The organism is Cupriavidus sp. DB3, from assembly GCF_020418465.1.
Taxonomy (GTDB): Bacteria; Pseudomonadota; Gammaproteobacteria; order Burkholderiales; family Burkholderiaceae; genus Cupriavidus; species Cupriavidus cauae.
On record NZ_JAIZPL010000002.1, the window covers coordinates 386892 to 411412 of the forward strand.

24 protein-coding genes and 2 tRNA genes are annotated in these 24521 nt (G+C 67.6%); 15 read left to right on the top strand and 11 right to left on the bottom strand.

The features are described 5' to 3' along the window. Positions 1-10: 10 nt before the first annotated feature. From K7G19_RS07535 to K7G19_RS07555, 5 genes are all read right to left on the bottom strand, one after another. The gene (locus K7G19_RS07535) at positions 11-1840 is read right to left on the bottom strand and encodes a hybrid sensor histidine kinase/response regulator (RefSeq protein ID WP_226106679.1); all 1830 of its coding nucleotides are present in this window, start codon (positions 1838-1840) and stop codon (positions 11-13) included. Continuing rightward, positions 1837-2514, bottom strand: a complete 678-nt coding sequence (locus tag K7G19_RS07540; RefSeq protein ID WP_223819544.1) for a response regulator transcription factor — start codon at positions 2512-2514, stop codon at positions 1837-1839. The genes K7G19_RS07535 and K7G19_RS07540 overlap by 4 nt, the downstream gene beginning before the upstream one ends. Positions 2515-2638: 124 nt before the next feature. After that, a complete protein-coding gene (locus K7G19_RS07545; protein WP_149316359.1) occupies positions 2639-3004 on the bottom strand; it encodes a glyoxalase superfamily protein in 366 nt (121 codons plus the stop codon). 126 nt (positions 3005-3130) lie between these two features. Continuing rightward, the gene (locus tag K7G19_RS07550) at positions 3131-3919 is read right to left on the bottom strand and encodes an alpha/beta hydrolase (protein ID WP_226107052.1); all 789 of its coding nucleotides are present in this window, start codon (positions 3917-3919) and stop codon (positions 3131-3133) included. 260 nt (positions 3920-4179) lie between these two features. Continuing rightward, positions 4180-5061 carry a LysR substrate-binding domain-containing protein gene (locus K7G19_RS07555; protein WP_226106681.1) on the bottom strand — a complete coding sequence of 294 codons (882 nt, stop codon included), beginning with the start codon at positions 5059-5061 and terminating at the stop codon, positions 4180-4182. Positions 5062-5196: 135 nt separating this feature from the next. Between K7G19_RS07555 and K7G19_RS07560 the strand changes: the two genes are divergently transcribed. The 4 genes from K7G19_RS07560 to K7G19_RS07575 all read left to right on the top strand — a co-directional run bounded on the left by K7G19_RS07560 (position 5197) and on the right by K7G19_RS07575 (position 10477). After that, positions 5197-5877: a flavodoxin family protein gene (locus K7G19_RS07560; RefSeq protein ID WP_370639508.1), complete on the top strand. Its 681-nt coding sequence runs from the start codon at positions 5197-5199 to the stop codon at positions 5875-5877. Positions 5878-6318: 441 nt separating this feature from the next. Continuing rightward, the gene (locus K7G19_RS07565) at positions 6319-6966 is read left to right on the top strand and encodes a response regulator transcription factor (RefSeq protein WP_150082852.1); all 648 of its coding nucleotides are present in this window, start codon (positions 6319-6321) and stop codon (positions 6964-6966) included. 71 nt (positions 6967-7037) lie between these two features. Next, entirely contained in the window at positions 7038-8873 is a 1836-nt protein-coding gene (locus K7G19_RS07570) for a hybrid sensor histidine kinase/response regulator (protein WP_226107053.1), read from the top strand. 101 nt (positions 8874-8974) lie between these two features. Continuing rightward, the gene (locus tag K7G19_RS07575; RefSeq protein ID WP_226106683.1) at positions 8975-10477 is read left to right on the top strand and encodes an aldehyde dehydrogenase family protein; all 1503 of its coding nucleotides are present in this window, start codon (positions 8975-8977) and stop codon (positions 10475-10477) included. Between the two features lie 103 nt (positions 10478-10580). Here the strand turns inward: K7G19_RS07575 and K7G19_RS07580 are convergent, their stop codons facing one another. The 3 genes from K7G19_RS07580 to K7G19_RS07590 form a co-directional block, all read right to left on the bottom strand. Continuing rightward, positions 10581-11177 carry a phosphatidylcholine/phosphatidylserine synthase gene (locus tag K7G19_RS07580; protein WP_226107055.1) on the bottom strand — a complete coding sequence of 199 codons (597 nt, stop codon included), beginning with the start codon at positions 11175-11177 and terminating at the stop codon, positions 10581-10583. Between the two features lie 193 nt (positions 11178-11370). Further along, positions 11371-11838 (bottom strand): DUF2127 domain-containing protein, encoded by a 468-nt coding sequence (locus K7G19_RS07585; protein ID WP_149316363.1) that lies wholly within the window; start codon positions 11836-11838, stop codon positions 11371-11373. Positions 11839-11887: 49 nt separating this feature from the next. Continuing rightward, positions 11888-12283, bottom strand: a complete 396-nt coding sequence (locus K7G19_RS07590; protein ID WP_223129660.1) for a TM2 domain-containing protein — start codon at positions 12281-12283, stop codon at positions 11888-11890. A 157-nt stretch (positions 12284-12440) separates the two neighbouring features. Between K7G19_RS07590 and K7G19_RS07595 the strand changes: the two genes are divergently transcribed. From K7G19_RS07595 to K7G19_RS07630, 8 genes are all read left to right on the top strand, one after another. Beyond that, positions 12441-12516 (top strand) — tRNA-Glu (locus K7G19_RS07595). Between the two features lie 101 nt (positions 12517-12617). Then, positions 12618-12694 (top strand) — tRNA-Asp (locus tag K7G19_RS07600). Positions 12695-12926: 232 nt separating this feature from the next. Further along, positions 12927-13427, top strand: a complete 501-nt coding sequence (locus tag K7G19_RS07605) for a GFA family protein (RefSeq protein ID WP_226106685.1) — start codon at positions 12927-12929, stop codon at positions 13425-13427. A gap of 259 nt (positions 13428-13686) precedes the next feature. Beyond that, positions 13687-14805 carry a glycosyltransferase family 4 protein gene (locus K7G19_RS07610; protein WP_149316366.1) on the top strand — a complete coding sequence of 373 codons (1119 nt, stop codon included), beginning with the start codon at positions 13687-13689 and terminating at the stop codon, positions 14803-14805. A gap of 19 nt (positions 14806-14824) precedes the next feature. Beyond that, positions 14825-17041, top strand: coding sequence for an amylo-alpha-1,6-glucosidase (locus K7G19_RS07615; RefSeq protein WP_149316367.1), 2217 nt, complete (start codon positions 14825-14827; stop codon positions 17039-17041). A gap of 186 nt (positions 17042-17227) precedes the next feature. Further along, positions 17228-17632, top strand: a complete 405-nt coding sequence (locus tag K7G19_RS07620; protein WP_226106687.1) for an OsmC family protein — start codon at positions 17228-17230, stop codon at positions 17630-17632. 39 nt (positions 17633-17671) lie between these two features. Beyond that, positions 17672-18223, top strand: a complete 552-nt coding sequence (locus K7G19_RS07625) for a M23 family metallopeptidase (RefSeq protein WP_370639509.1) — start codon at positions 17672-17674, stop codon at positions 18221-18223. A 74-nt stretch (positions 18224-18297) separates the two neighbouring features. Then, on the top strand, positions 18298-18909 hold the full coding sequence (locus tag K7G19_RS07630) for an AAA family ATPase (RefSeq protein ID WP_226106689.1): 612 nt from the start codon (positions 18298-18300) through the stop codon (positions 18907-18909). Here K7G19_RS07630 and K7G19_RS07635 read toward each other — a convergent pair. After that, the gene (locus tag K7G19_RS07635; RefSeq protein WP_226106691.1) at positions 18902-19825 is read right to left on the bottom strand and encodes a LysR family transcriptional regulator; all 924 of its coding nucleotides are present in this window, start codon (positions 19823-19825) and stop codon (positions 18902-18904) included. The two genes, K7G19_RS07630 and K7G19_RS07635, sit on opposite strands and share 8 nt — an antisense overlap. Before the next feature lie 190 nt (positions 19826-20015). Here K7G19_RS07635 and K7G19_RS07640 point away from each other — a divergent pair, with 190 nt between their 5' ends. After that, the gene (locus K7G19_RS07640) at positions 20016-21206 is read left to right on the top strand and encodes an MFS transporter (protein ID WP_150082915.1); all 1191 of its coding nucleotides are present in this window, start codon (positions 20016-20018) and stop codon (positions 21204-21206) included. Between the two features lie 122 nt (positions 21207-21328). Continuing rightward, positions 21329-21541, top strand: a complete 213-nt coding sequence (locus K7G19_RS07645; RefSeq protein WP_149316540.1) for a DUF3820 family protein — start codon at positions 21329-21331, stop codon at positions 21539-21541. On the opposite strand, the gene K7G19_RS07650 is transcribed toward K7G19_RS07645, so the two are convergent. Both K7G19_RS07650 and K7G19_RS07655 read right to left on the bottom strand, forming a co-directional pair. After that, positions 21538-22482, bottom strand: a complete 945-nt coding sequence (locus K7G19_RS07650) for a cation diffusion facilitator family transporter (protein WP_149316370.1) — start codon at positions 22480-22482, stop codon at positions 21538-21540. The two genes, K7G19_RS07645 and K7G19_RS07650, sit on opposite strands and share 4 nt — an antisense overlap. Before the next feature lie 92 nt (positions 22483-22574). Continuing rightward, positions 22575-23483: a LysR family transcriptional regulator gene (locus tag K7G19_RS07655; RefSeq protein ID WP_226106693.1), complete on the bottom strand. Its 909-nt coding sequence runs from the start codon at positions 23481-23483 to the stop codon at positions 22575-22577. Between the two features lie 156 nt (positions 23484-23639). Here K7G19_RS07655 and K7G19_RS07660 point away from each other — a divergent pair, with 156 nt between their 5' ends. Continuing rightward, a complete protein-coding gene (locus tag K7G19_RS07660; protein WP_149316372.1) occupies positions 23640-24401 on the top strand; it encodes an SDR family NAD(P)-dependent oxidoreductase in 762 nt (253 codons plus the stop codon). Positions 24402-24521 lie beyond the last annotated feature (120 nt).

Sequence of the window (24521 nt, forward strand, 5' to 3'; positions counted from 1 at the left end):
CGCCCACGGATCACGACGCGCGGTGCAGCGTCTCTTCCGGCCGAAGCCACTGGTACAGCAATGCATGCAACTGCGCAGGCTCCACCGGCTTGCGCAGCACCACATAGCCCTCGCGTTCGGCCTGCAGCAGGGCGGGCGAATCGAATTCGCCGCTGACCATCGCGCCGCTGGCGCCGGGACAGCGCTCCAGCAGCTCCTTCAGCACCTCGAAGCCGCTCTCGCCGGATCGCAGGCGCTGGTCGCATAGGATCACCTGCGGACGCAGGCCGGCATGGAGCAGCGCGATCGCTTCCGTCGCCGAGGCCGCGCAGTGTGCATCGACATGCCATGCCTGCATCAGGCTCCCCCACGCCCTGACGACGACCGGATCGTCCTCGACGATCAGACAGCAACCGCTCAGCGGCGGCAGCGCGCTCGTCGGGCGGGCCTGGGACTCGGCCGCCATCGCGTGCACATGGGCCTGCCCGGGGTCAGCGGCCGGAAAGCGCAGCCAGAATCGCGAGCCGCGACGTTCGACGGAGTCCAGCCCGTAGGCGGCACCCATCATGGTCGCGCAGCGGGCAACCACGGCGAGACCGAGGCCATGACCGGCGCTATCGATGCGCCAGGCGTATTCGTTGCGATAGTACGGTGAATAGATCCGGCTCTTGTCCTCGTTGGCCACGCCGATGCCGGTATCCCAGACTTCCAGCAGCCAGTCCGCTTCGCGGCGCCGCGCCGACAGCAGCACGCCGCCACGCTGCGTGTACCGCAGCGCGTTGTGGACCAGGTTGACCAGCGACTGGCGCAGCAGCGAAGCATCCGCCAGCACCGCGGCGGCCTGCTTCGGCACCCGCACGCGCAGATCGAGATGGCGGCTATGCGCTTCCTCGCGGAACAGCGCGGCGACTTCCTCCATGATGGGTGCGAGCGCCACCGGTGCGCTGCGCGGCATCGCCATGCCCTGCTCGATCTTCGACAGGTCAAGCAGCGAGTTGAACATCAGATGAACGGATCGGACGCTGCGCCGCAGGTCCTCCAGCGGCGGATTCAGCGCCGGATCGCGATTGCGCTGTGCGATCGCTTCGATCAGGAACCCCATCGCATGAACGGGCTGGCGCAGGTCGTGGCTGGCGGTGGTCAGGAACAGGTTCTTGGCGCGCAGCGCATCCTCGGCCGCCTCCTTGGCGAGCCGATAGCTCTCCGCAAGCCGGATGCCGTCGTCCTCGAGCTGCACCTGCTGGCGGAAGAATTGATTGGCGATCAACGCGTGCCGATAGATCGCCACCGCGTACAGCAGCGTCAACGGCAGCACCACCTGCCAGTGATGGGGGAAACTCCATGGCACGTTGACCGTCACCACACCCCAGCACGCAAAGAAGAACCGCTGGAAGGCGCCCAGTATCGGCGTCTGGTGCGTGGCGTTGGCCGCAAGAATGGCCGCGAGGCTGATATGCAGCAGCAGCGCAAAGTCGAACGTCACCTGGCCCGCGGTCAAGACCGTTGCCATCGACAGGCACAGGCCGTGGACCAGCGCGATGCGCCGAACCACCGGCAGCCAGCGCTCGGCCATCGCCGCGTCGTCGGACTGCGCGCGCTCGCGCCGATAGTGGCGGCGCTCCAGCCGCATCCAGCCGGCGGCGAGGCAGTAGGCGAGCGTCCACACCAGCAGCGAACGGGCATCCCTGCCCGTGACATGAAGCCAGACGACGAACGGCAGGCCGACGAAGGGAATCGCGTTGACGCTGAAGACGAGGCGCTCGAACGTCATGTCGACCAGGCGCGCGCGGGCACGCGGGCTGACGCTCGATTCGGCGGCGGCGGCACGCAGGCCCAGCCGTTGCGAGATCGACCCGCTCACGGTTCGAGCCGGCGTCCGTGCAGCAGCGTGATGGCCTCGACGCGATTGCTGACGCCCAGCTTGCCGAGAATGGCCGTCACGTGTTCCTTGGTGGTCTGCTCGGAAATCGCCAGTTCCTTGGCAATCTGCTTGTTGGGCAGGCCGCGCAGCATCAATGCAAGCACCTGACCCTGCCGATCGGTCAGGCCGAGATCGCGCGGGCTCAGCGGCAGCTCGCGGCGCAGGGCCGGTGTCAGTTCCGCCGCGGGCACGGCCGGGAACCAGGTGCCGCCCTGGCGCAGCGTGGCCACCGCCTGGGCGAACGTCTCCGGCGGCTCGCTCTTGCGCAGAAAGCCGTGCGCGCCCGCCTCCATGGCCTTGATCTGTACGCGCGCGTCTTCATCGCCGCTCATCACGAGCAGGCGGCACGATGGCAGCTTTGCCGCAGCCTCGCGCAGCAGCGCCAGGGCGGTGCCGCCGGGCAGCCAGAAATCGACCACCAGCAGGCTGGGCGGACCGTCGCTATCGATCCGTTGAAAGCACTCCTGCGCATTCGCGGCATAGTGCGCCACCGCGTAGTCGCAATGCGTTGTCAGATATCCCGCAATACCGCGCGCCACCAGCGGATGGTCGTCGACGACGATGGCATACGACTGGCGCGCCGGGGCCATGCCCGACGCAATTCGACTCTTCACCAAGCTTTGGCTCCTGACCCCTGCCGAAATAAAGCTTATTTTTTGCGCCAGTGTAATTGATTTCGCACAACGGAATTCGCGTGGCGCCGCGTTACCCCTACTACGGTAGGTGTTCGAAATATAATTAATCGTCAATGAGCTGACAGAAACGCAGGGAATTACCGAACGGGTCGGCCACCTGCATTTCCTTGCCCCAGTCCATCGTTTCGACGCCGGGGCGCGCATATCGGTACGGCTTCGCCGCCAATTCCCGATGCAGCGCTTCGATGTCATCGACCCGCAGGAATATTGCCGTTCCGGGCGTGCCATCGCCGTGATGCTCGCTCAGATGCAGCAGCAATTCAGAGCGCGATATCTGCATGTACAGCGGCAGGCTTTCCTCGAAGCGATGCTCCCAGTCGACGGAAAATCCAAGGAAATCGAGATAGAACTCCCTGGCCTTGTCCACCGAGAAGATACGCAGAATTGGAATGGCGGGAGAGAGCTTCATCGGATTGGTTCATTCAATGCAATGACACAAGGATAACCAATGCGCGTCCAAATCCGTAAGTTCCAACATTAATGCAATTACCCTCGGACCGTTGGTGAATCGCTGGCGAATCGCTGGTAAACCGGCTCACGGAGCGGCGGCGTTGGGCCCTGATTCGAGCAGGAAGGCGAGCGCCTGCCCCCACCACTGTGCATCGACGCGGTCGAACCAGTCGTTGTGGTCGGCACCCGGCACCACGCGCAATTGCCGCCGCATGCCGAGCGCGTCGTGCAGTGCGCGGCCGAAGCGTGCCGGCACGATGCGATCGCGTTCGGCCACCACTACCAATACCGGGCGATCGAATGCGACCAGATTGGCGACGCTGTCATAGCGGTCGCGCAACAGCCAGGAGGTCGGCAGCCATGCGTAGTGATGGGCGGCGATATGGGCCAGCCGATCCCACGGGGTGATCAGCATCAGGCCGGCGATCCGGTCGCGTTGCCGCGCGGCGGCTGCGGCCACCACGCCGGCGCCGAGCGATTCGCCGATCAGCAGCAGCGGCGCGCCGAAGCGCGCATGGGCCAGTTCGATGGTGCGCTGCGCATCGGCGACGAAGCTGGCCTCGCCTACCTCGCCATCGCGCGGCCCATAGCCCGGATATTCGGCCAGGATGACCCGCACGCCGTGCTGCACCAGCGCGTCCGCATAGACCTTGCGGTGGCCGGCATGGCCCGCGTTGCCATGGAACACGATCGCGGTGGCACGCGCCGGCCCGCTGGGCTCGGCGAGCAGGCCCATGAAGTCGTCTTCACCGGGCCAGGGGCGCAATTCGTCGGAAATCAGCGCGGCCAGCGGTGCCTTGCTCGGGAAGTACAGGAAGTGGTCCTGCAATGCCGCCAACGTTGCCGTCGGCGCCATGCCGGCGAAACAAACCATGCCGAGCGCGATGCTGGCGATGCGGGCAGCAAGGGGAAAACGGTGTCGGACTGCGGTCGGCATGCTTTCCTCCCGATGGCCGCTGGCGGAACCGCCACGATCTGAATATTAGGCAACGCGAATTGCCGGGCGGCGGCAGGAATCGCCATGTTGCGTCGCGCCATGGGGGAGACCATGCGCGGGCCGCGGCAACGGGTGCCCTACACGGTGTAACACGTCATTGACGTGGCATTGAGCCGCATGGGCGAAAGGCGACGCCTTCAGGCCCATTCCCGCGCCAGCCAGGCCAGAAACGCCCGCACCGGCGGATGCCGCTCGCGCCCCGGCACGCACAGCGCGGTATAGGCGGCGCCGGCTACCGTGATATCGGGCCGATACGGCAGCAGCAGCCCATTGCGCACGCTGTCGGACACCATGATGGAGCTGGCGAGCACCAGCCCCTGTCCCGCGACGGCGGCCTGCAGCGCATAGCTCTCCTCGTCGTAGGCGCGCATCGTGGCGCCTTCCTGCAGCCAACGCACGCCGGCCGCATCGCACCACGCCTGCCAGCCATCGTCGTACAGCGTCGAATCGGTCCATCGCACCGTGATCAGTTCGGGCGTCTCCTGGCCGGCAGTTGCGATCCGCGCCGGCGATCCGTAAACGCCGAACGTTTCGCCGAGGCGGCATGCGTTCAGCAGCGAGGGCCAGGCGCTGGTGCCATAGCGGATCGCCACATCGATGCGCGCGTCCTGGTGCAGGTCGACCGGCGCGCCATCGCTGTCGATCCGCACGTGCACATCGGGATGCGCCTGATAGAAGCGCCCCAGCCGCGGCACCAGCCACAGCGCGGCGAACGACATGGTGGTGGTCACCGTCAGCGACCCCGCCGCCGGCTGCGGAAGCAGCTCGTCGATGGCTTGGGCCACATCGAGCAGCGCGCCATGCATCCGAAGGAACAGCCGCTCGCCTTCGACCGTCAGCGCCACGCCGCGCGGCAGGCGCGTGAACAGTGCCACGCCAAGGCAGGACTCGAGCCCGCGCACCTGATGCGAGACGGCGGCCGGCGTCACCGACAGCTCGGCCGCCGCGGCCTTGAAGCTCAGATGCCGCGCGGCGGATTCGAATACCCGCAGGGCGGCGATCGGCAAGGAAGCGAACATGCATTGCGCTCCAAAAAAATGCGCAGGAAACCCAGAGATGAACCGAATTTGTTCGACGCAAGAATTGCTCGTTTGTCGCGCCGCAGCCGCCATCCTACAGTCGCCGTGTCCCTACCACGCAATGCAAGGAACATGATGACGGATACGACTTTCTACCAAACTCTTCCTTCCGGGCCGGTATTGATCCTGGTGGGCAGCCCTCGGCGCGACGGCAATTCGGCGGCGATGGCGCACGCGGTGCAGCGCGGCGTCGAGCGAGCGGGCCACCCGGTCAAATTGCGCTTTCTCGACGACCATATCGGCGGGCTGCTGCGCGACTGCCGCCAATGCCGGCGCGCCGACGGCAGCTGCGGCATCGACGACGGCTATCGCGACCTATTGCTGCAGGACTTTCTGCCCGCGGCCGGCGTGGTGTTCTGCTCGCCGATCTATTGGTATGGCCTGTCGGCGCAGACCAAGGCCTTCTTCGACCGGATGTTCTGCTATTACGCCGCCTCGCATCCGGATTCGGCCACCGTGGTGCCGAAGCTGGCCCGCAAGCGCCTCGGCCTGGTACTGGCGTCCGAGGAAAGCTATGCCGGCGCGGCGCTCGGCATCGTTCATCAATTGCAGGAGTATGCCCGCTATACCGATTCGCAATTGGCAGGCGTGGTGCGGGGTACCGGCAATCGCCGCGGCGAGGTGGTACGCGATCCGACCGATGCGATCGCGCAGGCCGAGCGACTCGGCGCCGAGCTGTTTGCGCGGACCTACAGCGACTATCGTTTCGATACGCCGCGCGATACGCGGGTCTGGCCGCTGGATCGGGCGGCATGATGGCCGCGGGAATCGCACCAACATCGCACCAACATCGCACCGACATCGCACCGACATCGCACCGACACCGAAGGACATGGCGAGGCATGGCCGGCGCAATCGCGATCGTGAATGCATGCGCTGCATGGCGGCCATGTCGCCGAGCAGCGATCGGGCAAAAAAATACCCGCAGCCGGGAGGTGCGGGTACTTCAAAGTGGTATGAGCGAGTCGCGGTTCCGCTCAGGACGCATCCTCGCATCACGCGCCAGCCACGCCAATAATCCATCCGGACTAGGCAACCCGGATCGGCAGGCATGGACAAGCGGTCGGGAATCGATTCCAATCCACCACTGGCAAGGGCCGCCGGCCGCCATCCGCGCGCCTTCACCCTGCCATGCGATACCCCGACCGCAAGGTTCTAGCGGCCCGCCACGCCGATGACCGGCCCTTATCGACCGCCATGCCCGATGCCTGCCTGCTGCTGATCGACGACCATACGCTGTTCCGCACCGGCCTGCGGCTGCTGCTGGCCGACAGCGCCAGCGTGTCCGCGATCGTCGAGGCCGGCACGGTGATGGAGGCGGTGCAGGACCATGCCGGAGCCGCGGTCGATATCATCCTGCTCGATATCCAGTTGCCGGGCCTGAACGGCATCGAGGGCGTGCGCGTGCTGCGCCGGCATTTTCCCGCGGCGCGCATCCTGATCGTCTCGGGTACCTCGGGCCCGGACGCGATTCCCCCCGACGTGCGGAAGGACGTGGCCGGCTTCCTGCCCAAATCGGCGGACGCCACGCGCATCGAGAAGGCGATCGCGCGCTGCCTGCAGGGCGGCAGCTACTTCTGCCATGCGGATGACGCCATCGCGCCGGACCCGTCCGCCACGGATGCGGCCCGCTACCGTCCCAGCCAGCTGACACCGCGCCAGCTCGAGGTGCTGAGCCAACTGGCGCTGGGCCGTTCCAACAAGATCATCGCGCACCATCTCGGCCTGTCGGAGAACACGGTGCGGGTGCATGTCGCCGCCATCCTCGATCACCTTGGCGTGGTCAGCCGCGTCGAGGCCATCATCGAGGCGCAGCGGCGTGGCCTGATCCAGGCCGCGCGGTGAAGCGCGCCAGCGGCCGCTGGCGGCTGCCCTTGCTGCCGCGCTTCGACGAGGGACGGCTGCTGGCCGCCCAGATGGATCTGCTGGACCAGAGCTTCAGCGTCGCGATGATCGGCTGCGCGCTGGCATCCTGGTTCCTGACGGCCGGGCTGGTGCTGTCCGGCGATCGCCCGCTGGCGTTGCCGTGGGCCATCGCGATGACGCTGGCCTGCGCCTACGGCCTGGTCGGCCGGCAGCGGATGCCGGAACGCACCACCGAGGCCGCAGCGCCTTGCTACGCGCGCTGGATGACGATGCTGCTGACCTGCATCGGCTCGCTGTGGGGAGTGATCGCGCTGCTCTATCTCGATGTCCGCGAGCCGCCGATCGTCATTTCGGTGCTGTCGCTGATCGCGGGCATGAGCGCCGCGGCGCTGGCCGTGTTCTCGGCCTGCCTGCCGGTCGCCGTCGGCTTTTTCGTGCCGGCGATCCTGCCGGTATGGATCAGCTTCCTGGCCACCGGCGACCCCGACTATCTGCCGATGTTCCTGGCGACGCCGCTCTATCTGATCGTGCTGATCGTGTTCGCGCGCAACTACGCCCGCGTGGCGCGGCATTCGATCGCGCTGCGCTTCGAGAATATCGAACTGATCGGGCAGCTGCGCGAGCAGACGGCGCGCGCGGAGTCCGCCCAGCGCGCGGCCGAGCAGGCGAGCCGCGCGAAATCGGTGTTCCTGGCATCGGCCAGCCACGACCTGCGCCAGCCGCTGCATGCGCTCGGCCTGTTTCTGGTCTCGCTGAGCCGCACCTCGATGGATGACAAGCAGCGCCAGCTGCTGACGCATATCGAGGCGGCCTCGGACGCCGCGCGGGAAATGCTGAACACCTTGCTGGACTTCTCCAAGCTCGAAGCCGGCGTGGTGCAGGCACGGCCGATGGCGTTTCGCCTGCAGCCGCTGCTCTACCGGCTCGAGAACGAGTTCGCGCCGCTGGCGGAAGCACGCGGGCTGGTCTACCGGACGCGCGAGACGACCTGCGCGGTGTTCGCCGATCCGGCGCTGGTCGAGCTGGTGCTGCGCAATCTGATCGCCAATGCAATCCGCTATACCGAGCGCGGCGGCGTGCTGGTGGGCTGCCGCCGGCGCGGCGAGCATGCGGTGCTCGAGGTATGGGACACGGGGATCGGCATCCCGGCGTCGCAGCACGCGGCGATCTTCCAGGAGTTCCATCAGCTCGGCAATCCCGAGCGCGATCAGCGCAAGGGCCTGGGACTCGGGTTGTCGATCGCCAGCGGCCTCGCGCGAACGATGTCCACCGATGTCACGCTCGCCTCGACGCCACAGCGCGGCTCGGTGTTCCGCATGGCGCTGCCCTGGGTCTGGCTGCCGCCGGCCGGCATGGAGGCGCTGGTACATCGGCTGCCGAGCGATGCGCCGATGCAGCTGGAACCGCTGCCGGGCGTGCGGGCGCTGGTCATCGACGACGATCCGCATATCCGGCTGGCGATGACCGAGCTGCTGTCGGGCTGGCAATGCAACTGCCGGGCGGCGGAGTCCGAGCGCGACGCGCTGGCCTGCCTGCCGGCGTTCCGGCCCAACCTGATCGTGGCGGATTATCGGCTGCGCGGAAACCGGGACGGCCTGCAGGCGATGGCGGCACTGCGCAAGCAGCTGGGAGAGGCGGTACCGGCGATCGTCATCACCGGCGATACCGCGGCGGACCGGCTGCGCAGCGTGCATGCGAGCGGCACCGTGCTGCTGCACAAGCCCGTGGTCGCCGCGGAACTGCATGCGGCGATCGTGGGGCTGGTCCCGCCGCTCGCGGCCCAAGCACGCACGGTGCGCCCCGGCGAGGGAACGGACGGACCTGACGAACCGGGCGAGACCAAGCAGCCGGATCGACCCGGTAAACCGGACGCGCCGGCGCCATAACTTTTTCGGATAAATCAATCCGATCTATTAATTGGACTTTGGTCCGCGGCTTGCCAACACTGAATCGACACTGCACCGGGTCGATCCCGTGAGGAGCCATCATGCCGTCGCCTTTGCCGCCAACGAGTTCGCTGCCCTCGCCGAATTCGCCGATCTGGCCCAATTCGTCCTCGCTGCCGCAGCATGACCTGCTGATCGGCGCCGAGCGTGTCGCGCCGATCTCGGGCGCCTATTCGACCGATATCAATCCCGCCACCGAGGGACCGATCGCGCTGGTCGCGCAGGGCGGCCCGGCCGAGGTCGACCTCGCGGTGCAGACCGCGCGCCGCGCGCTGAAGGGCTGGAGCCGCATGCGCGCCGCGGAACGCGGCCGCATCCTGCAGCGCTTTGCCGACCTGCTCGAGGCGCATCGGGACGAGCTGGTCGCGCTGGAGAGCCTCGACGCCGGCAAGCCGCTGGCCGCGGTACGCCGGCAGGACCTGCCGGCGGTGATCGACACCGTGCGCTACTACGCGGGCTGGGCCGACAAGATCCACGGCGACGTGATACCGGCCCGCCCCGACGCGCTGACCTATACCGTGCGCGAGCCGGTCGGCGTGGTGGCCGCGATCGTGCCGTGGAATTTCCCGCTGATGATCGGCATGTGGAAGATCGCGCCGGCGCTGGCATGCGGCTGCACCGTGATCGTCAAACCCGCGGAAATCACGCCACTGTCGGCGCTGCGCGTCGGCGAACTCGCGCTCGAAGCCGGCCTGCCGCCGGGCGTGCTCAATATCGTCACCGGCAAGGGCAGCGTGGTCGGCGATGCGCTGGTCGGCCATCCCGGCGTCGACAAGGTGACCTTCACCGGCTCGCCGGGCGTGGGCCGCGGCATCATGCAGGGCGCGGCCGGCAACTTCAAGCGCGTCACGCTCGAGCTCGGCGGCAAATCGGCCAACCTGATCTTTGCCGACGCGGATCTCGACGCGGCGGTACGGGCCGCGGCATCGGGCATCTTCTTCAATGCCGGCCAGGTCTGCTCCGCGGGATCGCGCATCCTCGCGCAACGCGCCATCTACGACGAGGTGGTCGAGCGGCTCGCGGCACGGGCCAACGCGATCCGCGTCGGCGATCCGGCGTTGCCCGAGACGACGATGGGGCCGCTGGTATCCAACGCGCAGCTGAAGACGGTGCTCGACTATATCGAGATCGGCAAGCAGGAAGGGGCATCAGTGGTGGCCGGCGGCATGCGGGTTGGCGAGCGCGGCTACTTCGTTGCACCCACGGTATTCGCCAACGTCGCGCACGCGATGCGCATCTCGCAGGAGGAGATCTTCGGCCCGGTGGCCGCAGTGATTCCCTTCGACGACGAGGCCGATGCGATCCGCATCGCCAACGGCACCGCGTTCAGCCTGGCGGCCGGGGTCTGGAGCGCGGACATGGGGCGCGTGCATCGCGTCGCCGGCGAATTGAAGGCGGGCACGGTATGGATCAATACCTACGGCTATACCGATGTCCGGCTGCCCTGGGGCGGTGCCGGCGATTCGGGGCTGGGCCGCGAACATGGCGACGCGGCGCTGCAGAACTTCACCGAACCGAAGACGGTGTGGCTGTCGCTGCGATAGCCGATCGCCGAATCCGGTCGTCGCATTCGGTGGCCGCATTCGGTGGCCGCATTCGCGGGCCGCATCCGGTCGCCGCAGACGATCGCCGCGGACGATCACCCCGTCAGAACTTCGGAATCCGCAGCGTCTTGCTGATCATCAGCGAGCCCGACAGCACGAACAGCAGCACGAGCGGATGCAGTACCGCCGGGCCGAGCGTCCAGGCGCCGCCGAACAGCGCATCGCCGATGCGGCCCTGCCAGGCGCACAGCGCCAGCACGCCGGTCAGCACCACGCTGGTCGGGATCGGCGTGCCCTCGAAATAGGACACCTTGCCGCTGGCGCCGGACAGCGATTCGGCCGTGACGTTGAAGCGCGCGAGCCGGCTGACGCCGCAGCAAACGAAATAGATCAGCGCGAGCAGATCCCAGCCGCCGCGCATGCCGGCGGCAAAGGCCAGCGTCGCGGGACCGACGCCGAACGAGATGATGTCGGCCAGCGAATCGAGCTCGCGGCCCAGCGCCGAATGCGCGTGGCGCCAGCGCGCGACGCGGCCGTCGATCACGTCGAAGAAGAAGGCGGCGGGCGCGAAGGCCGCCGCGATCAGGAAGTGCCGCAGCGACTGGCTGTCGATGTAGAACATCGCGAAGAACACCGATGCCATGCCGCAGGCCGCATTGGCCAGCGTAAAGACGTCGGCCAGCGCCAGTTCGCGGATCATCGAGAAATGCCGCGGCCGTGCGGATGGATCGGCCGATGATCGGGTCGGATCGTTCGATTCAGGCATGTCTGGCTCCTCGCGTGGTCGGTCTTCGAGAGTCCCCCTGGGCCCTCTCGTCCCCTCGTTCCGCTTGTTCCCCTGGCGATCCCCCTGTCCGCCCCGATGCCCGGGCCGTGCCGGCATCAGGCGCCCGTCATCGCGGCGTGCCGCGCCGGCGGGCCAGGCTCGCGGCCAGATAGGCGACGATCGCCACGTTGGCGACGGCCACGCCGATGTGTATCCAGGTCGGATGCCGCGCCGCTTCGTAAAGTTCCACCGGAATATAGATCGCACCGGACCAGACGCCCAGCCACTGGGCCCAGGCGCGTTCGTGCCACAGGCCATAGGCCTCGGCGAATCGCATCGCGGCATAGATCGCGGCCGACGCGCCGATGGCCCACAGGCGCGGATCGTCGGGATGCGCGGCCAGCGACAGGAAGATCGTCGGATAGCGGCTGCCGGGATTCAGGTGCAGGCGCGCGACGATGGCCTCGGCCAGCGCCTGCGCGTCGCGATGCAGCAGCGCCGCCAGGCCGATGCCGGCCAGCACCACCAGCGCGCCCTTGGTCGCCTCCAGCAGCGCGATGCCTTTCAGCCCGAGGGTGCCTTGCCTGCCTGCCATGGTTCAGCGCTCCGTGCGCATGGGACGCGGTCCGCCGCTCAGGAGAAGCTCAGGAGAACACGCGGTTCTTGTCGGACACCTGGTCATTGAGCGTCCAGAAGTCGTACAGCACGCCGATCAGGAAGAAGCCGCCGGTCACCAGATACAGCAGGCCGGTCAGCCATTTGCCCATATACATCCGATGCACGCCGAAGATGCCGAGGAAGGTCAGCAGAATCCAGGCGATATTGAAATCGACGCGGCCCGAGGTAAAGCGGCGGTCGGCATCCCGGTCCATGCCCGGAATCAGGAACAGGTCGATCAGCCAGCCGATGCCCAGCAGGCCGAGCGTCAGGAACCAGATCGTGCCGGTCACCGGTTTGCCATAGTAGAAGCGATGCGAGCCGGTAAAACCGAAGATCCAGAGCAAATAACCGATCAGCTTGCTGTGCGTGTCCTGAAGCATGTCCATCCTCATGTTGTCGTGCCGGAATGATGCCATAGGCATCTGTCGGACCCGCCGATTCGCCAATCGCATCGAAGAGGCTTCACATGCAAAAAAATCGGCGTTATACTTGCGCCCCTCGCGACGCAAAACACAGCGTCAATGCGAAACGGTTCCAGTCCCCTTCGTCTAGAGGCCTAGGACATCACCCTTTCACGGTGAGTACAGGGGTTCGAATCCCCTAGGGGACGCCAGCTTGACCGGATGCCATGCATCCGGACGCCGACTGGACCGATCGCTGCAATGCCGGCAACCATGCCAGCCATTGCAGCGGCACCAGCAGGCAAGCCGACAAGGAGTGGTAGTTCAGTCGGTTAGAATACCGGCCTGTCACGCCGGGGGTCGCGGGTTCGAGTCCCGTCCACTCCGCCAGCAAAAGCAGAAAACCCGCCAATCGCAAGATCGGCGGGTTTTTTGTTTTGGCGCGGCGTCTTCGCTGCTGACCGATAGGCGCATTGCATTGGTATCGGCCTCGTATCGGCCTGGTATTGGTCTGGTATTGGTCTGGTATTGGTCTGGTACAGGCCTGGTATTGGATTGGTATTCCGCCGGCCAGCTTCCACAATAGGAACCTCGATCCACCACTCCTGGATATGAGGTCGCCATGCATCTGGAAGGCTCCTGTCATTGCGGCGCGGTGCGTTTCAGCGTCGAGTCGTCTTCGTATTACCCCTTCATGCATTGCCATTGCTCGATCTGCCGCAAGACCGCGGGCTCCGGCGGCTATGCGATCAATCTCGGCGCGGACGCCAACACGCTGCGCGTACGCGGCAGCAAGCATCTGGGCATCTATCACGCCGTGATGCGCGAGCCCGGCAAGCGCGCGACCCGCTCGCCGGCGTCGCGGCATTTCTGCCTGCAATGCGGCAGCCCGCTGTGGCTGTGGGACCCGCGCTGGCCGGAACTGGTCCATCCCCATGCGTCGGCGATCGACACCCCGCTGCCGCGCCCGCCGGAGGTCGTCGAGGCGGCGCTGGACTATGCCGCGCCCTGGGTCGACGTGCCGCGCGGCAAGGGGCATGTCCATTGCCGCCAGTGGCCCGACGAATCGCTGGCGCAATGGCATGCCCGGCATGGCCTCGGCGACGGCAATGGCGAGCGCTGACGCCGTCGGACCACCGGCCGGCAAGGGCCGCATGCGGCCCGTCCTTCACACCGCTTCCGCATCGCATATAACTAGCTGAAGAGGGCGGCGCCGCTACGCGCCGCCCAAAAAAATTTTTGCCGGGCGGCTCTTGAAGGTCACACAGCAGCCCTTAATTTGGCGTCGGCCCGTCTTCTCTGGAACGGCACCCACGCCGCATCGGCCATCGCGGCCGTGCGGCTTCCGGACAGTCAACTTCGCTTGAAGAGGAGGTTTGCTGATGAAGATTGCCCAGATCGCCCCGCTTGCCGAGCGTTGCCCGCCCAAGCTCTACGGGGGCACCGAGCGCATCGTGTCCTATCTGACCGAAGAGCTTGTCCGCCAGGGTCATGACGTGACCCTGTTCGCCAGCGGCGACTCCAGGACCGCCGCCCGGCTGGTACGCGGCTCCGACATCGCGCTACGGCTCGATCCCAGGGTGAAAGACCCGATCCCCTATCACATCATGATGCTGGACGAGGTCCGCCGGCGTGCCGACGACTTCGACGTGCTGCACTTCCACATCGACCTGCTGCATTTCCCGCTGATCCGCGACATCGCCGAGCGCACCGTCACCACGCTGCATGGCCGGCTCGATCTGCCCGACCTGGTGCCCTTCTATCGCGCCTTCCCCGAATTTCCGCTGGTGTCGATCTCCGACGACCAGCGCCGCCCGATGCCGCCCGTCAACTGGGTCGGCACGGTGCACCATGGCCTGCCGCGCGACCTGCTGCCTTTCACCGCCGAGGCGAAGGGCGGCTATCTGGCCTTCCTCGGCCGCATCTCGCCCGAAAAGCGGCCCGATCGCGCCATCGAAATCGCCGCGCGCACCGGCATGCCGCTGAAGATCGCCGCCAAGATCGACAAGGCCGACCAGGCCTATTGGGACGAAGTCATCGCGCCGATGATCGCCGCGCATCCGAAGGTCAAGTTCATCGGCGAAATCAACGAGCATCAGAAAGCCGAATTCCTCGGCAACGCGCGCGCGCTGCTGTTCCCGATCGACTGGCCGGAGCCCTTCGGCCTGGTGATGATCGAGGCGATGGCCTGCGGCACGCCGGTGATCGCCTATCGCTGCGGCTCGGTGCCCGAAGTCATCGACGAGGGGGTGACCGGCTTTATCGTCGAGGACATCGAGCAGGCCGCGCAGGCGGTCGGACGCATCGACGAACTGGACCGCGGCAGGATCCGCGCGACCTTCGAGCAGCGCTTCACCGTGGAACGAATGGCGCAGCAGTATGTCGAGATCTATCGCAGCCTGGCCGATGTCAGCGCCGGTGCGCTGCTGCGCCGAGCCATGGGTGCAACGGTGGGCGGCGTGGCCGGCAGCGACCGTGTCGGCCTGCCCGCCCTCGCCTGAACCGCAAAGGATCGCGACGATGCCAACCGCCAGCACTGTTGCTGCCTCCCACGCGCCGGCGCCCACCGGGCCCGGCGGTACCCAGCTCGCCCAGTTCTTCATCCCGGCCGCCGCGTCGCTGCAGGAGCGCAGGCCGCGCACGCTCAAGCATGGCGACACCTTCGCGGTGTTCGACCACAACGGCGATGCGCTGTCCGGCCCCGGCAGTCCCGAGGGCATATTCCATCGGGACACCCGCCACCTGTCGCACCTGTTCCTGTCGATCGACGGCGCGCGGCCGATGCTGCTGTCGTCGACGCTGCGCGACGACAACGCGACGCTGACCTGCGACCTGACCAATCCCGATCTGTTCGACGGCGATGGCAAATTGATGATCGAACACGATCTGCTGCATCTGCGCCGCTCGCGCTTCCTGTGGAACGCGACCTGCTACGAACGGCTGATCATCCGCAACTTCGACGAGAAGCCGCGCCGCATCCAGCTCGAACTCGCGTTCGCGGCGGACTTCGCCGACCTGTTCGAGGTCCGCGGCTCGAAACGCGAGCGCCGCGGCGAACATCATCCGCCCCGCATCAGCAACAATCGGGTCATCCTCGGCTATACCGGGCTCGATCAGCAGAGCCGGCACACGGCGCTGCTGTTCGATCCGGCGCCGACCCGGCTGACCGGCAACTGCGCGCGCTTCACGCTCGATATCCAGCCGAAGGAGGCGCGCCTGCTGTTCGTCGAGATCCGCTGCGGTATCGGCGAGATTCCGCAGCAGACCCGCTGCGCCTTCTTCAGCGCGCTGCGCGACGCCCGGCGGGCGCTGCGCAACTCGGCCTCGCGCGCGGCCTCGATCGTGACCTCGAACGAGATCTTCAACGAGGCGGTCCGGCGCAGCGTGTCGGACCTGTACATGCTGATCACCGATACGCCGGAGGGTCCCTACCCTTATGCCGGCATTCCGTGGTTCAGCACCGTCTTCGGCCGCGATGCGCTGATCACCGCGCTGGAGACGCTGTGGCTGGACCCGAATATCGCGCGCGGCGTGCTCGGCTATCTGGCGGCCAACCAGGCCACCGAGAACGATGCGGCCGCCGACGCCGAGCCGGGCAAGATCCTGCACGAGGTCCGGCACGGCGAGATGGCGGAGCTCGGCGAGGTGCCGTTTCGCCGCTACTACGGCAGCATCGACTCGACGCCGCTGTTCGTGATGCTGGCCGGCGCCTATCTGCATCGCACCGGAGATCTCGGCACGCTGCAGCGGCTGTGGCCGAGCCTCGAGGCCGCGCTGCAATGGATCGAGCGCTATGGCGACCGCGATGGCGACGGCTTCGTCGAGTACGGCAGGCGCACCACCGAAGGGCTGGTCAATCAGGGCTGGAAGGACAGCCAGGACTCGGTCTTCCATGCGGACGGCACGCTGGCCAGGGGCCCGATCGCGCTGGCGGAGGTGCAGGCCTACGTCTACGGCGCCTGGCAGGCCGGCGCCGATATCGCCGCGCAACTGGGCATGACCGAGCGTGCGACCCAATGCGCGGCGCGCGCCGAGGCCCTGCGCGCGGCCTTCGATGCGGAGTTCTTCGACGAGGCGCTCGGCACCTACGTGCTCGCGCTCGATGGCGACAAGCGCCCATGCCGGGTGCGCACGTCGAACGCCGGCCATGCGCTGCTGACCGGCATCGCGCTGCCCGAGCGCGCCCCCGCGGTGGTACGTACGCTGATGTCGGGAACGTCGTTCTGCGGCTGGGGCGTGCGCACCGTGGCGTCGACCGAGGCGCGCTACAACCCGATGAGCTATCACAACGGCTCGGTCTGGCCGCACGACAATGCGCTGATCGCGGGCGGCATGGCGCGCTACGGCTTCCATCGCGAAGCCGCGCGGATTTTCGAGGGCCTGTTCGCGGCCTCCACCTATATCGACCTGCGCCGGTTGCCCGAGCTGTTCTGCGGCTTCCCGCGCCAGGGCACGCAGGGCCCGACCTTCTATCCGGTCGCCTGCACCCCGCAGGCCTGGGCCGCGGCCGCACCGCTATACATGCTGCAGGCCAGCCTCGGGCTCGGCTTCGACACCGAGCGCGTGCATATCACCTTCGACGAGCCGGCGCTGCCGGCCTTCCTCGACGAGGTGGTCTTCCGCAATCTGGCGGTCGGGGGCGGCTCGGCCGACGTCGCGCTGCGGCGCTCGGGCCGGCATGTCGTCGTCGACATGCTGGAACGGCGCGGACCGGTGCGGGTGCTGACGACGAATTGACGAGGGACTGACGAGGAACTGACGAGGGATCGACCGGGATTCCGGGAGCCCTGGCACCGAGGCTGGCTGTACGCGAGAGCGCTTAAGTGATAGTGTGAACCGCTCCGGCACCGGCCTCGGCAGTCAGCATTTTCGGTACCGTCCCATCTTTCCCCTCTTTCCCTCCCCTGCAAGGAGCCGCCCGTCATGACCCCGGTTTCCCACGCCAGTGTCCGCGCCGCCGGACCGAACTACCGGCACGAAATCACCACCGGCAAGCATCAGCTGGTGGCCGACGAGCCCGCCAAGGCGGGCGGGCAGGATGCCGGGCCGGCTCCGTACGACTATGTGCTGACCGGGCTCGGTGCCTGCACGGCGATCACGCTGCGCATGTATGCGGACCGCAAGGGCTGGGACCTCGGCGATCTGCGCGTCGAGCTGACCTTGCTGAAAAACCGCGACGGCGATACGCGCATCGAACGCACGCTGCATGCGTCGGCGGCGCTGAGCGACGAGCAATGGGAACGCCTGCTGGAGATCGCCGGCAAGACGCCGGTCACGCTGACGCTGCAGGCCGGCGTGCCGATTGCGACCGCCAGGGCAACCGCCTGAGTCCGCGCCGATCGGCGAACACCGCGGCAGCCTGACCCCGTGTCGATCCTGCGCAGGCGTTCGGGGTGGTTATGGGTCGCGGCCTTCGCGGCGGCGGCATGGTGGGCCTGGCCACGCGTCCAGCCGGTGCTGGACCGCGTGTTCTACGGCATGCGCCTCGCGGCGATGCCGGCGCCCAAAGCGCTGCCGGTGCCCGTCGCAGGCGTACCGGCCAACGCCTTGCGCGATACCTGGAACGCCCCGCGCTCCGGCGGCCGGCAGCATCAGGGCATCGACATCTTCGCGCCGCGCGGTCGCGAGGTCGTGTCGGCCACCGAAGGCATCGTGTCCCGCGTCGGCACCAACAATCTCGGTGGCCAGGTGGTCTGGGTCATGGGACCGGGCCGGCAGATGCACTACTACGCCCACCTCGACCGCTATGGCGAGATCGCGCCCGGCGATCGCGTCACGCCCGGCACCGTGCTCGGGTATGTCGGCAATACCGGCAACGCGCGCGGCACGCCGCCGCATCTGCACTACGGCATCTATACGCCGACCGGTGCGATCAATCCCTATCCGTTGTTGACGGCGCGCATCGCGACGTCGAAGTAAGCCGGCACGCGCCCGGCCGTCCATGCTTCACCATTCGCAGCGCCCCGAAATTCCAATCATCCAGGAAGAAGCCAATGTCGGCACCAAGCTTCAACCAGACCGAAGACCATGCCGCAGCCGGCGTCGCCGGCCATATCGACCGCCTGATCGTCTTCACCGGCGGCCCAGGCTCGGGCAAGAGCACGCTGATCGATGCGCTGGAGCGGCAAGGCTATGCCCGCTCGGAAGAAGCCGGTCGCGGCATCATCCAGGACCAAATCGCGATCGACGGACCCGCGCTGCCATGGCGCGACCGGCAGGCCTTCGCCGAAGCGATGCTGGCCTGGGAACTGCGCTCCTATCGTCTGGCGCAGCGGCATCCCGGCCCCGTGCTGTTCGACCGCGGCGTGCCGGACGTGATCGGCTACCTGCGGCTGTGCGAGCTGCCGGTGCCCGACCATCTGCTGCGCGCCGCCGCCGCCTTCCGCTATCGCCAGCAGGTCTTCATCGCACCGCCCTGGCCGGAAATCTACCGGCAGGACGCCGAGCGGAAGCAGAGCCTGGACGAGGCCGAACGGACCTGCCACGCGGTCGCACAGGCCTATCGCGATTGCGGCTATACGCTGATCGAGCTGCCGCGCGTCGACGTGGCGGCGCGCGTGCGTTTCGTGCTCGAGCGGATCGGCACCGCGCGCGCGGTCATTTGAGTCCGCTGTCGCGCTCCCACGGCGGGATATCGCCGAAGCGCTCGGCCAGGAAATCGACCAGCGCTCGCACGCGCGGCGGCACCAGTCGTCGCTGCGGCATCACCGCATAGATGCCCGTGTCCGGGATCTGGTAGTCCGGCAGCACCTGCACCAGACGGCCGGCACGCAGCATCGGGCAGACATGCCAGTACGAATGCAGCGCGATGCCGAGACCGCCCAGCGCCGCGTCCGACAGCAATTCGCCGGTATTGGCCTCGATCCGGCCCCGCACCCGCACAGCAATCTCTCGGCCGTCACGGTCTTCGAGCCGCCACAGGTCCTGCCTGCCCTGGCTGCCCACCAGCACCAGGCATTCGTGTTGGGCCAGCTCTTCCGGCGTGCGCGGGGTGCCATGCCGGCGCAGATAGTCCGGCGACGCGCACAGCAGCCGCCGATTGTTGGCGAGCTTGCGCGCGACAAGCGTCGAATCGTCGAGCGCGCCGATGCGAACCGCCAAGTCGAAGCCCGCACTGACCAGATCCACCACGCGGTCGTCCAGATGAATGTTCAGCCGAAGTTGCGGATGCCGCGCCATGAATTCGGGCAGCAGCGGCGACAGGTACTGGCGGCCGAACGACGATGCCGTGGTCACGCGCAGCGTACCGGTGACCTCGCCACCGGCCCGGCGCAACGAGCTGCCGAGGGCCTCCAGTTCCTCGACCAGCCCCCGGCCCTGCTCGGCCAGCGCCGCGCCTTCGGGCGTCGGGTGCAGCCGGCGCGTCGTCCGGTGCAGCAGGCGTACGCTCAGGTCCTGCTCCAGCCGCTTCAGGCGCTGGCTGGCCACGGCCACCGACAGGTCGAGACTGCGCGCGGCAGCGCTGATCGAGCCGAGGTCCAGTACGCGCAGGAACAGCGCGATATCGCCGATTCGGTCCATGACTATCAATCGGATATTGAAACTGATTCATGATACCGCCGGTTTTTCAAAAAGATGCAGGCGAGCAAACTGCGGGCCTTCCAATAGGAGAGTTGTCATGGCCGCCCCGCCTACCGCCACTACCCCGTCCACCACCCCGTCCACCACCCCACCCACTGCCAAGCCTCCTGCCAAGCCCGCGCGCGCAGGCATGCCGCTGGCGCTCTACGCGCTGACCGCCGGCTCGTTCGGCATCGGCTGCGCCGAATTCGTGATCATGGGCCTGCTGCTGCAGGTCAGCGCCGACCTGCACGTGTCGATCGCCTCGGCCGGTATGCTGGTGTCCGGCTATGCGTTCGGTGTCGCCGCCGGCGCGCCGATCCTGACGCTGCTGACCCGCCGCATGCCGCGCAAGGCCGTGCTGCTGGCGCTGATGGTGATCTACACCGTCGGCAACGCGGCCTGCGCGCTGGCACCCGACTACACCACGCTGATGATCGCCCGCGTGATCACCTCGCTGACGCATGGCACCTTCTTCGGCGTCGGCGCCGTGGTGGCGACCGGCCTGGTGCCGGAAGACCGCCGCGCCTCGGCGATCTCGGTGATGTTCTCCGGCCTGACGCTGGCCACGCTGCTCGGCATGCCCGCCGGCGCCTGGCTGGGCCTGCATTTGGGCTGGCGTTCGACGTTCTGGGCGATGACGCTGATCGGGCTGGTATCGCTCGTCGTGATCGGCATGCTGGTCAAGGCCAGCCGCGACCACAGCGCGCCGGCCTCGTTGAAGGACGAGCTGGCGACCATGGTGCGGCCGCAGGTGATGCTGGGCCTGGCCATGACGATCCTGCAGGCCATCGGCATCTTCGCGGTGATCACCTACGTGCAGCCGCTGCTGACCAAGGTGGCCGGCTATGGCGAGGCGGCGGTGTCGCCGATCCTGCTGCTGTTCGGCGCCGGCATGATCGTCGGCAATCTGCTCGGTGGCAGGCTGGCGGACCGCCGTCCGGTCGCCGCGGTGCTCGCCACGCTGCTCTCGCTCGCCTCTGTGCTGGCGCTGATGACCTTCGCCATCCACCACCAGGTCGCGGTGGTGGCCTTCGTCGGCATCCTCGGCATCGCGGCCTTCGCCACGGTGTCGCCGCTCCAACTGCGCGTGCTGCGGCACGCGCGCGGACCGGGCCAGAACCTGGCGTCGAGCTTCAATATCGCCGCCTTCAACCTCGGCAATGCGCTGGGCGCCTGGCTCGGTGGCATGGTGATCGACCACGGTCCAGGCCTGACCGCCCTGCCCTGGGTTGCCGCGCTGGCTCCGCTGTCGGCACTGGCGGTCGCGGCCTGGAGCGTGCGGCTGGAACGGGCACGGCCGTCGTTGCCTGCGTGTGCGGCGGGGGCCGAGGCCGGTTGATGGGGCACAGTTGCTCCCGGGGACCGACACGTGAGGACGCCGCCATGGATCCGCTACGATATGGGGCAACCGCGACAAGGCGACGAGCCGCCGGCAAGCGCAGTTGCGGCCCCCTTATCTCCATGCACCCCGAAGACCTGCAACTCCTCGTCACCCGCACCATGCCGTTCGGCAAGTACAAGGGCCGGCTGATCGCCGATCTGCCGGGCAATTACCTGAACTGGTTTGCGCGCGAAGGGTTTCCGCCGGGTGAGATCGGGCGGTTGCTGGCGTTGATGCAGGAGCTCGACCACAACGGCCTGTCGCATCTGCTCGCGCCGCTGCGCAAGCGCTAGCCGGCTGCGCGGTCGACGGTGGCGCCGCCACGGCGCACCGGGTCCATGTGGGTCATCACGTCCAGCACGTCGCGGTTTTCCATCGCGCGCCGGCGGGCCTCCATCGCGATCGCGTGGCCCTGCTCGACGGTCAGCATCGCCTCCATCTCCAGATGCACGTCGACCAGGATCAGGTCGCCCATCTTGCGCGTACGCAGGTCGTGTACGCCAAGCACGCCCGGCGTGGACAACAGGCTGTGCCGGATTGCCTCGACGGTGTGCGCGTCCGCGCCGCGGTCCATCAGGTCCTGCATCGCATTCCAGCCAAAGCGCCAGCCCATGCGGATGATCATCAGGCCGACCACCATGGCGGCGACGGGATCGAGCCAGCGATAGCCGAGCAGGCTGCCGCCGATACCGAGCGCGACCACCAGCGACGACGCGGCATCCGAGCGCGAATGCCAGGCGTTGGCCGCCAGCATGCTCGAGCGCACGCGGTGCGCGACCGACAGCAGATAGCGGAACAGCGATTCCTTCAGCACCAGCGTGCCGAGCGCGACCCACAACGCGGCCATGCCGACCGGCGGCGTGTCGCCCGCGGGATCGACCTTGCCGGCCGCCGACCACAGCATGCCCACGCCGACGGCAAGCAGCAGCACGCCGAGCGCCAGCGAAGCCGCGTTCTCGAAGCGTTGGTGGCCGTACTGGTGATCTTCGTCGGGCCCCTTGCCGCTGTGCATGCCCGCGAACAGCACGATGAAATCGGACAGCATGTCCGACAGCGAATGGACGGCATCGGCCAGCAGCGCCTGCGAGCCGGCGACGATGCCTGTGACGGCCTGCGCGACGGTCAGCACCAGATTGGCCGCCACGCTGACCAGCGTGCTGCGGCGCGCGGCGCGCTGCCGCAGCGCGGCATCGTCATGGTCGTGGGCGGGCTCGATGGGACGGGGCTTGCTCATGGCCTCGACTGTACCGCAGCAACGTGGGCACTTCACGGGGCGGCCGTCCGTACGCGCCCATGCCTCGGCGATCTGCAAGCACGGCGCGCGCGTCAGGACACCGGTTCGAGGTGGGGTGCCAGGACCTGCGCGATCCAGTCCATGAAGACGCGCACGCGCCGCGGCAGATTGCGTCGCTGCGCATAGAGCAGCGTGACAGGCATCGCCGGCGGCCGGAAATCCGGCAGGACTTCGACCAGCTCGCCTGCGGCCAGCCTGGCCTGCATCGCCGTGGCTGGCGCCTGGATGATGCCCAGTCCGGCGACCGCCGCGGCTTCGTACGCGGCGCCGTTGTTGACGGTGACGGCGCCCGCCATCGGCATCGCCGCATGGCCGGCGCCATCGGGGTATTCGAAGCCGAGCGGGCGCTGCCCCAGTGTGCTGGCGTAGTGCACCAGCCGATGATCGCGAAGATCGTCGATGGTGCGAGGCACGCCATGGCGACGCAGATAGCCGGGACTGGCGCAGTTGATCAGCCGCATCGCCCCCAACGGCCGCGCCACCAGGCTGCTGTCCTCCAGCGTGCCGACACGCACCACGCAGTCGAAGCCTTCGCGCACCACATCGACACGACGGTCGGTCCCGCTGATTTCGATGGAAAGCTCGGGATGCCTGTCGAGGAATTCCGGAAGCCGCGGAATCACGAACATCGAGGCCATGCCGGCCGGCATGTCGACGCGCAGCCGGCCCTTCAGCGCCCCGCCGTCGCGCTGGAACATCCCGTGCAGCTCGTCCATGTCATCGAGCAGATCGCGGGCACGCTCGTAGAACGCCTGCCCGTCGGCGGTCAGCTGGACCCGGCGCGTGGTCCGATGGAACAGCTGGGTGCCGAGGCTGGCCTCCAGCCGTTGCACCGCGATCGATACCGCGGCCTTCGACAGCTCGAGGCTGTCCGCGGCCCGGGCGAAGCCGCCGAGTTCGGCGACGCGCAGAACGATGCGCAGCGTGTCGAGGGAGTCCATGGGGTGGGTTGTCCGAGCAATTGTTTAGCGATGGAAAACAGAGCTATCGCGCCACGCCAGTTTATGCGTCACGGACGAATCAATAAAGTGGATTCACGCGGCTCGACCCCGATCCGCAACGCGAAACCCCCAACCCCCTTATCCGGAGTCCACTTCATGACCACAACTTCCACCATCGCCGTCATCACCGGCGGCAGCCGCGGCCTGGGCCGCAATGCCGCGATCCACCTGGCCCGCCAGGGCACCGACGTGATCCTGACCTACCGGGGCCAGCGCGCCGAGGCCGACAGCGCGGTCGCGGAGATCGAGCGGCTGGGGCGGCGCGCCGCCGCGCTGCAGCTGGACGTGGCCGACAGCCGCGCTTTCCCCGGCTTCGCGGCACAGGTCGAGTCGGTGCTGGCCGGCTGGGGCCGCAGCCGTTTCGATTTCCTGCTGAACAACGCCGGCATCGGCGTGCATGCCGCCTTTGCCGATACCACCGAAGAACAGTTCGACGAACTGATGCGCGTCCATCTGAAGGCGCCGTTCTTCCTGACGCAGGCCCTGCTCGGGCTGATCGCCGACGGCGGGCGCATCCTCAATGTGTCGACCGGCCTTGCCCGCTTCGCGCTGCCGGGCTACTCGGCCTACGCGACGATGAAGGGCGGCGTCGAAGTGCTGACGCGCTATCTGGCAAAGGAGCTGGGCCCGCGCGGCATCAGCGTCAACACGCTGGCGCCCGGGGCCATCGAGACCGACTTCAGCGGCGGCGTCGTGCGCGACAACGAGGAAGTCAACGCCTTCGTTTCTTCGGTGACCGCATTGGGCCGCCCCGGCAAGCCGGACGATATCGGCGCCGTGGTGGCGGCGTTGTTTGCCCCGGGCACCGGCTGGATCAACGCGCAACGGGTCGAGGCCTCGGGCGGCATGTTGCTCTGATCCTGGATGCAAAAAGAGGCCGGTCACGCCGGCCTCTCCCCTTGTTGCGGCACGCCCGCTGCCTGCGCACAGCAGACAGCGGGCGTGTTGCTTTATTGCCTCGCCACGATCACGCTGGCC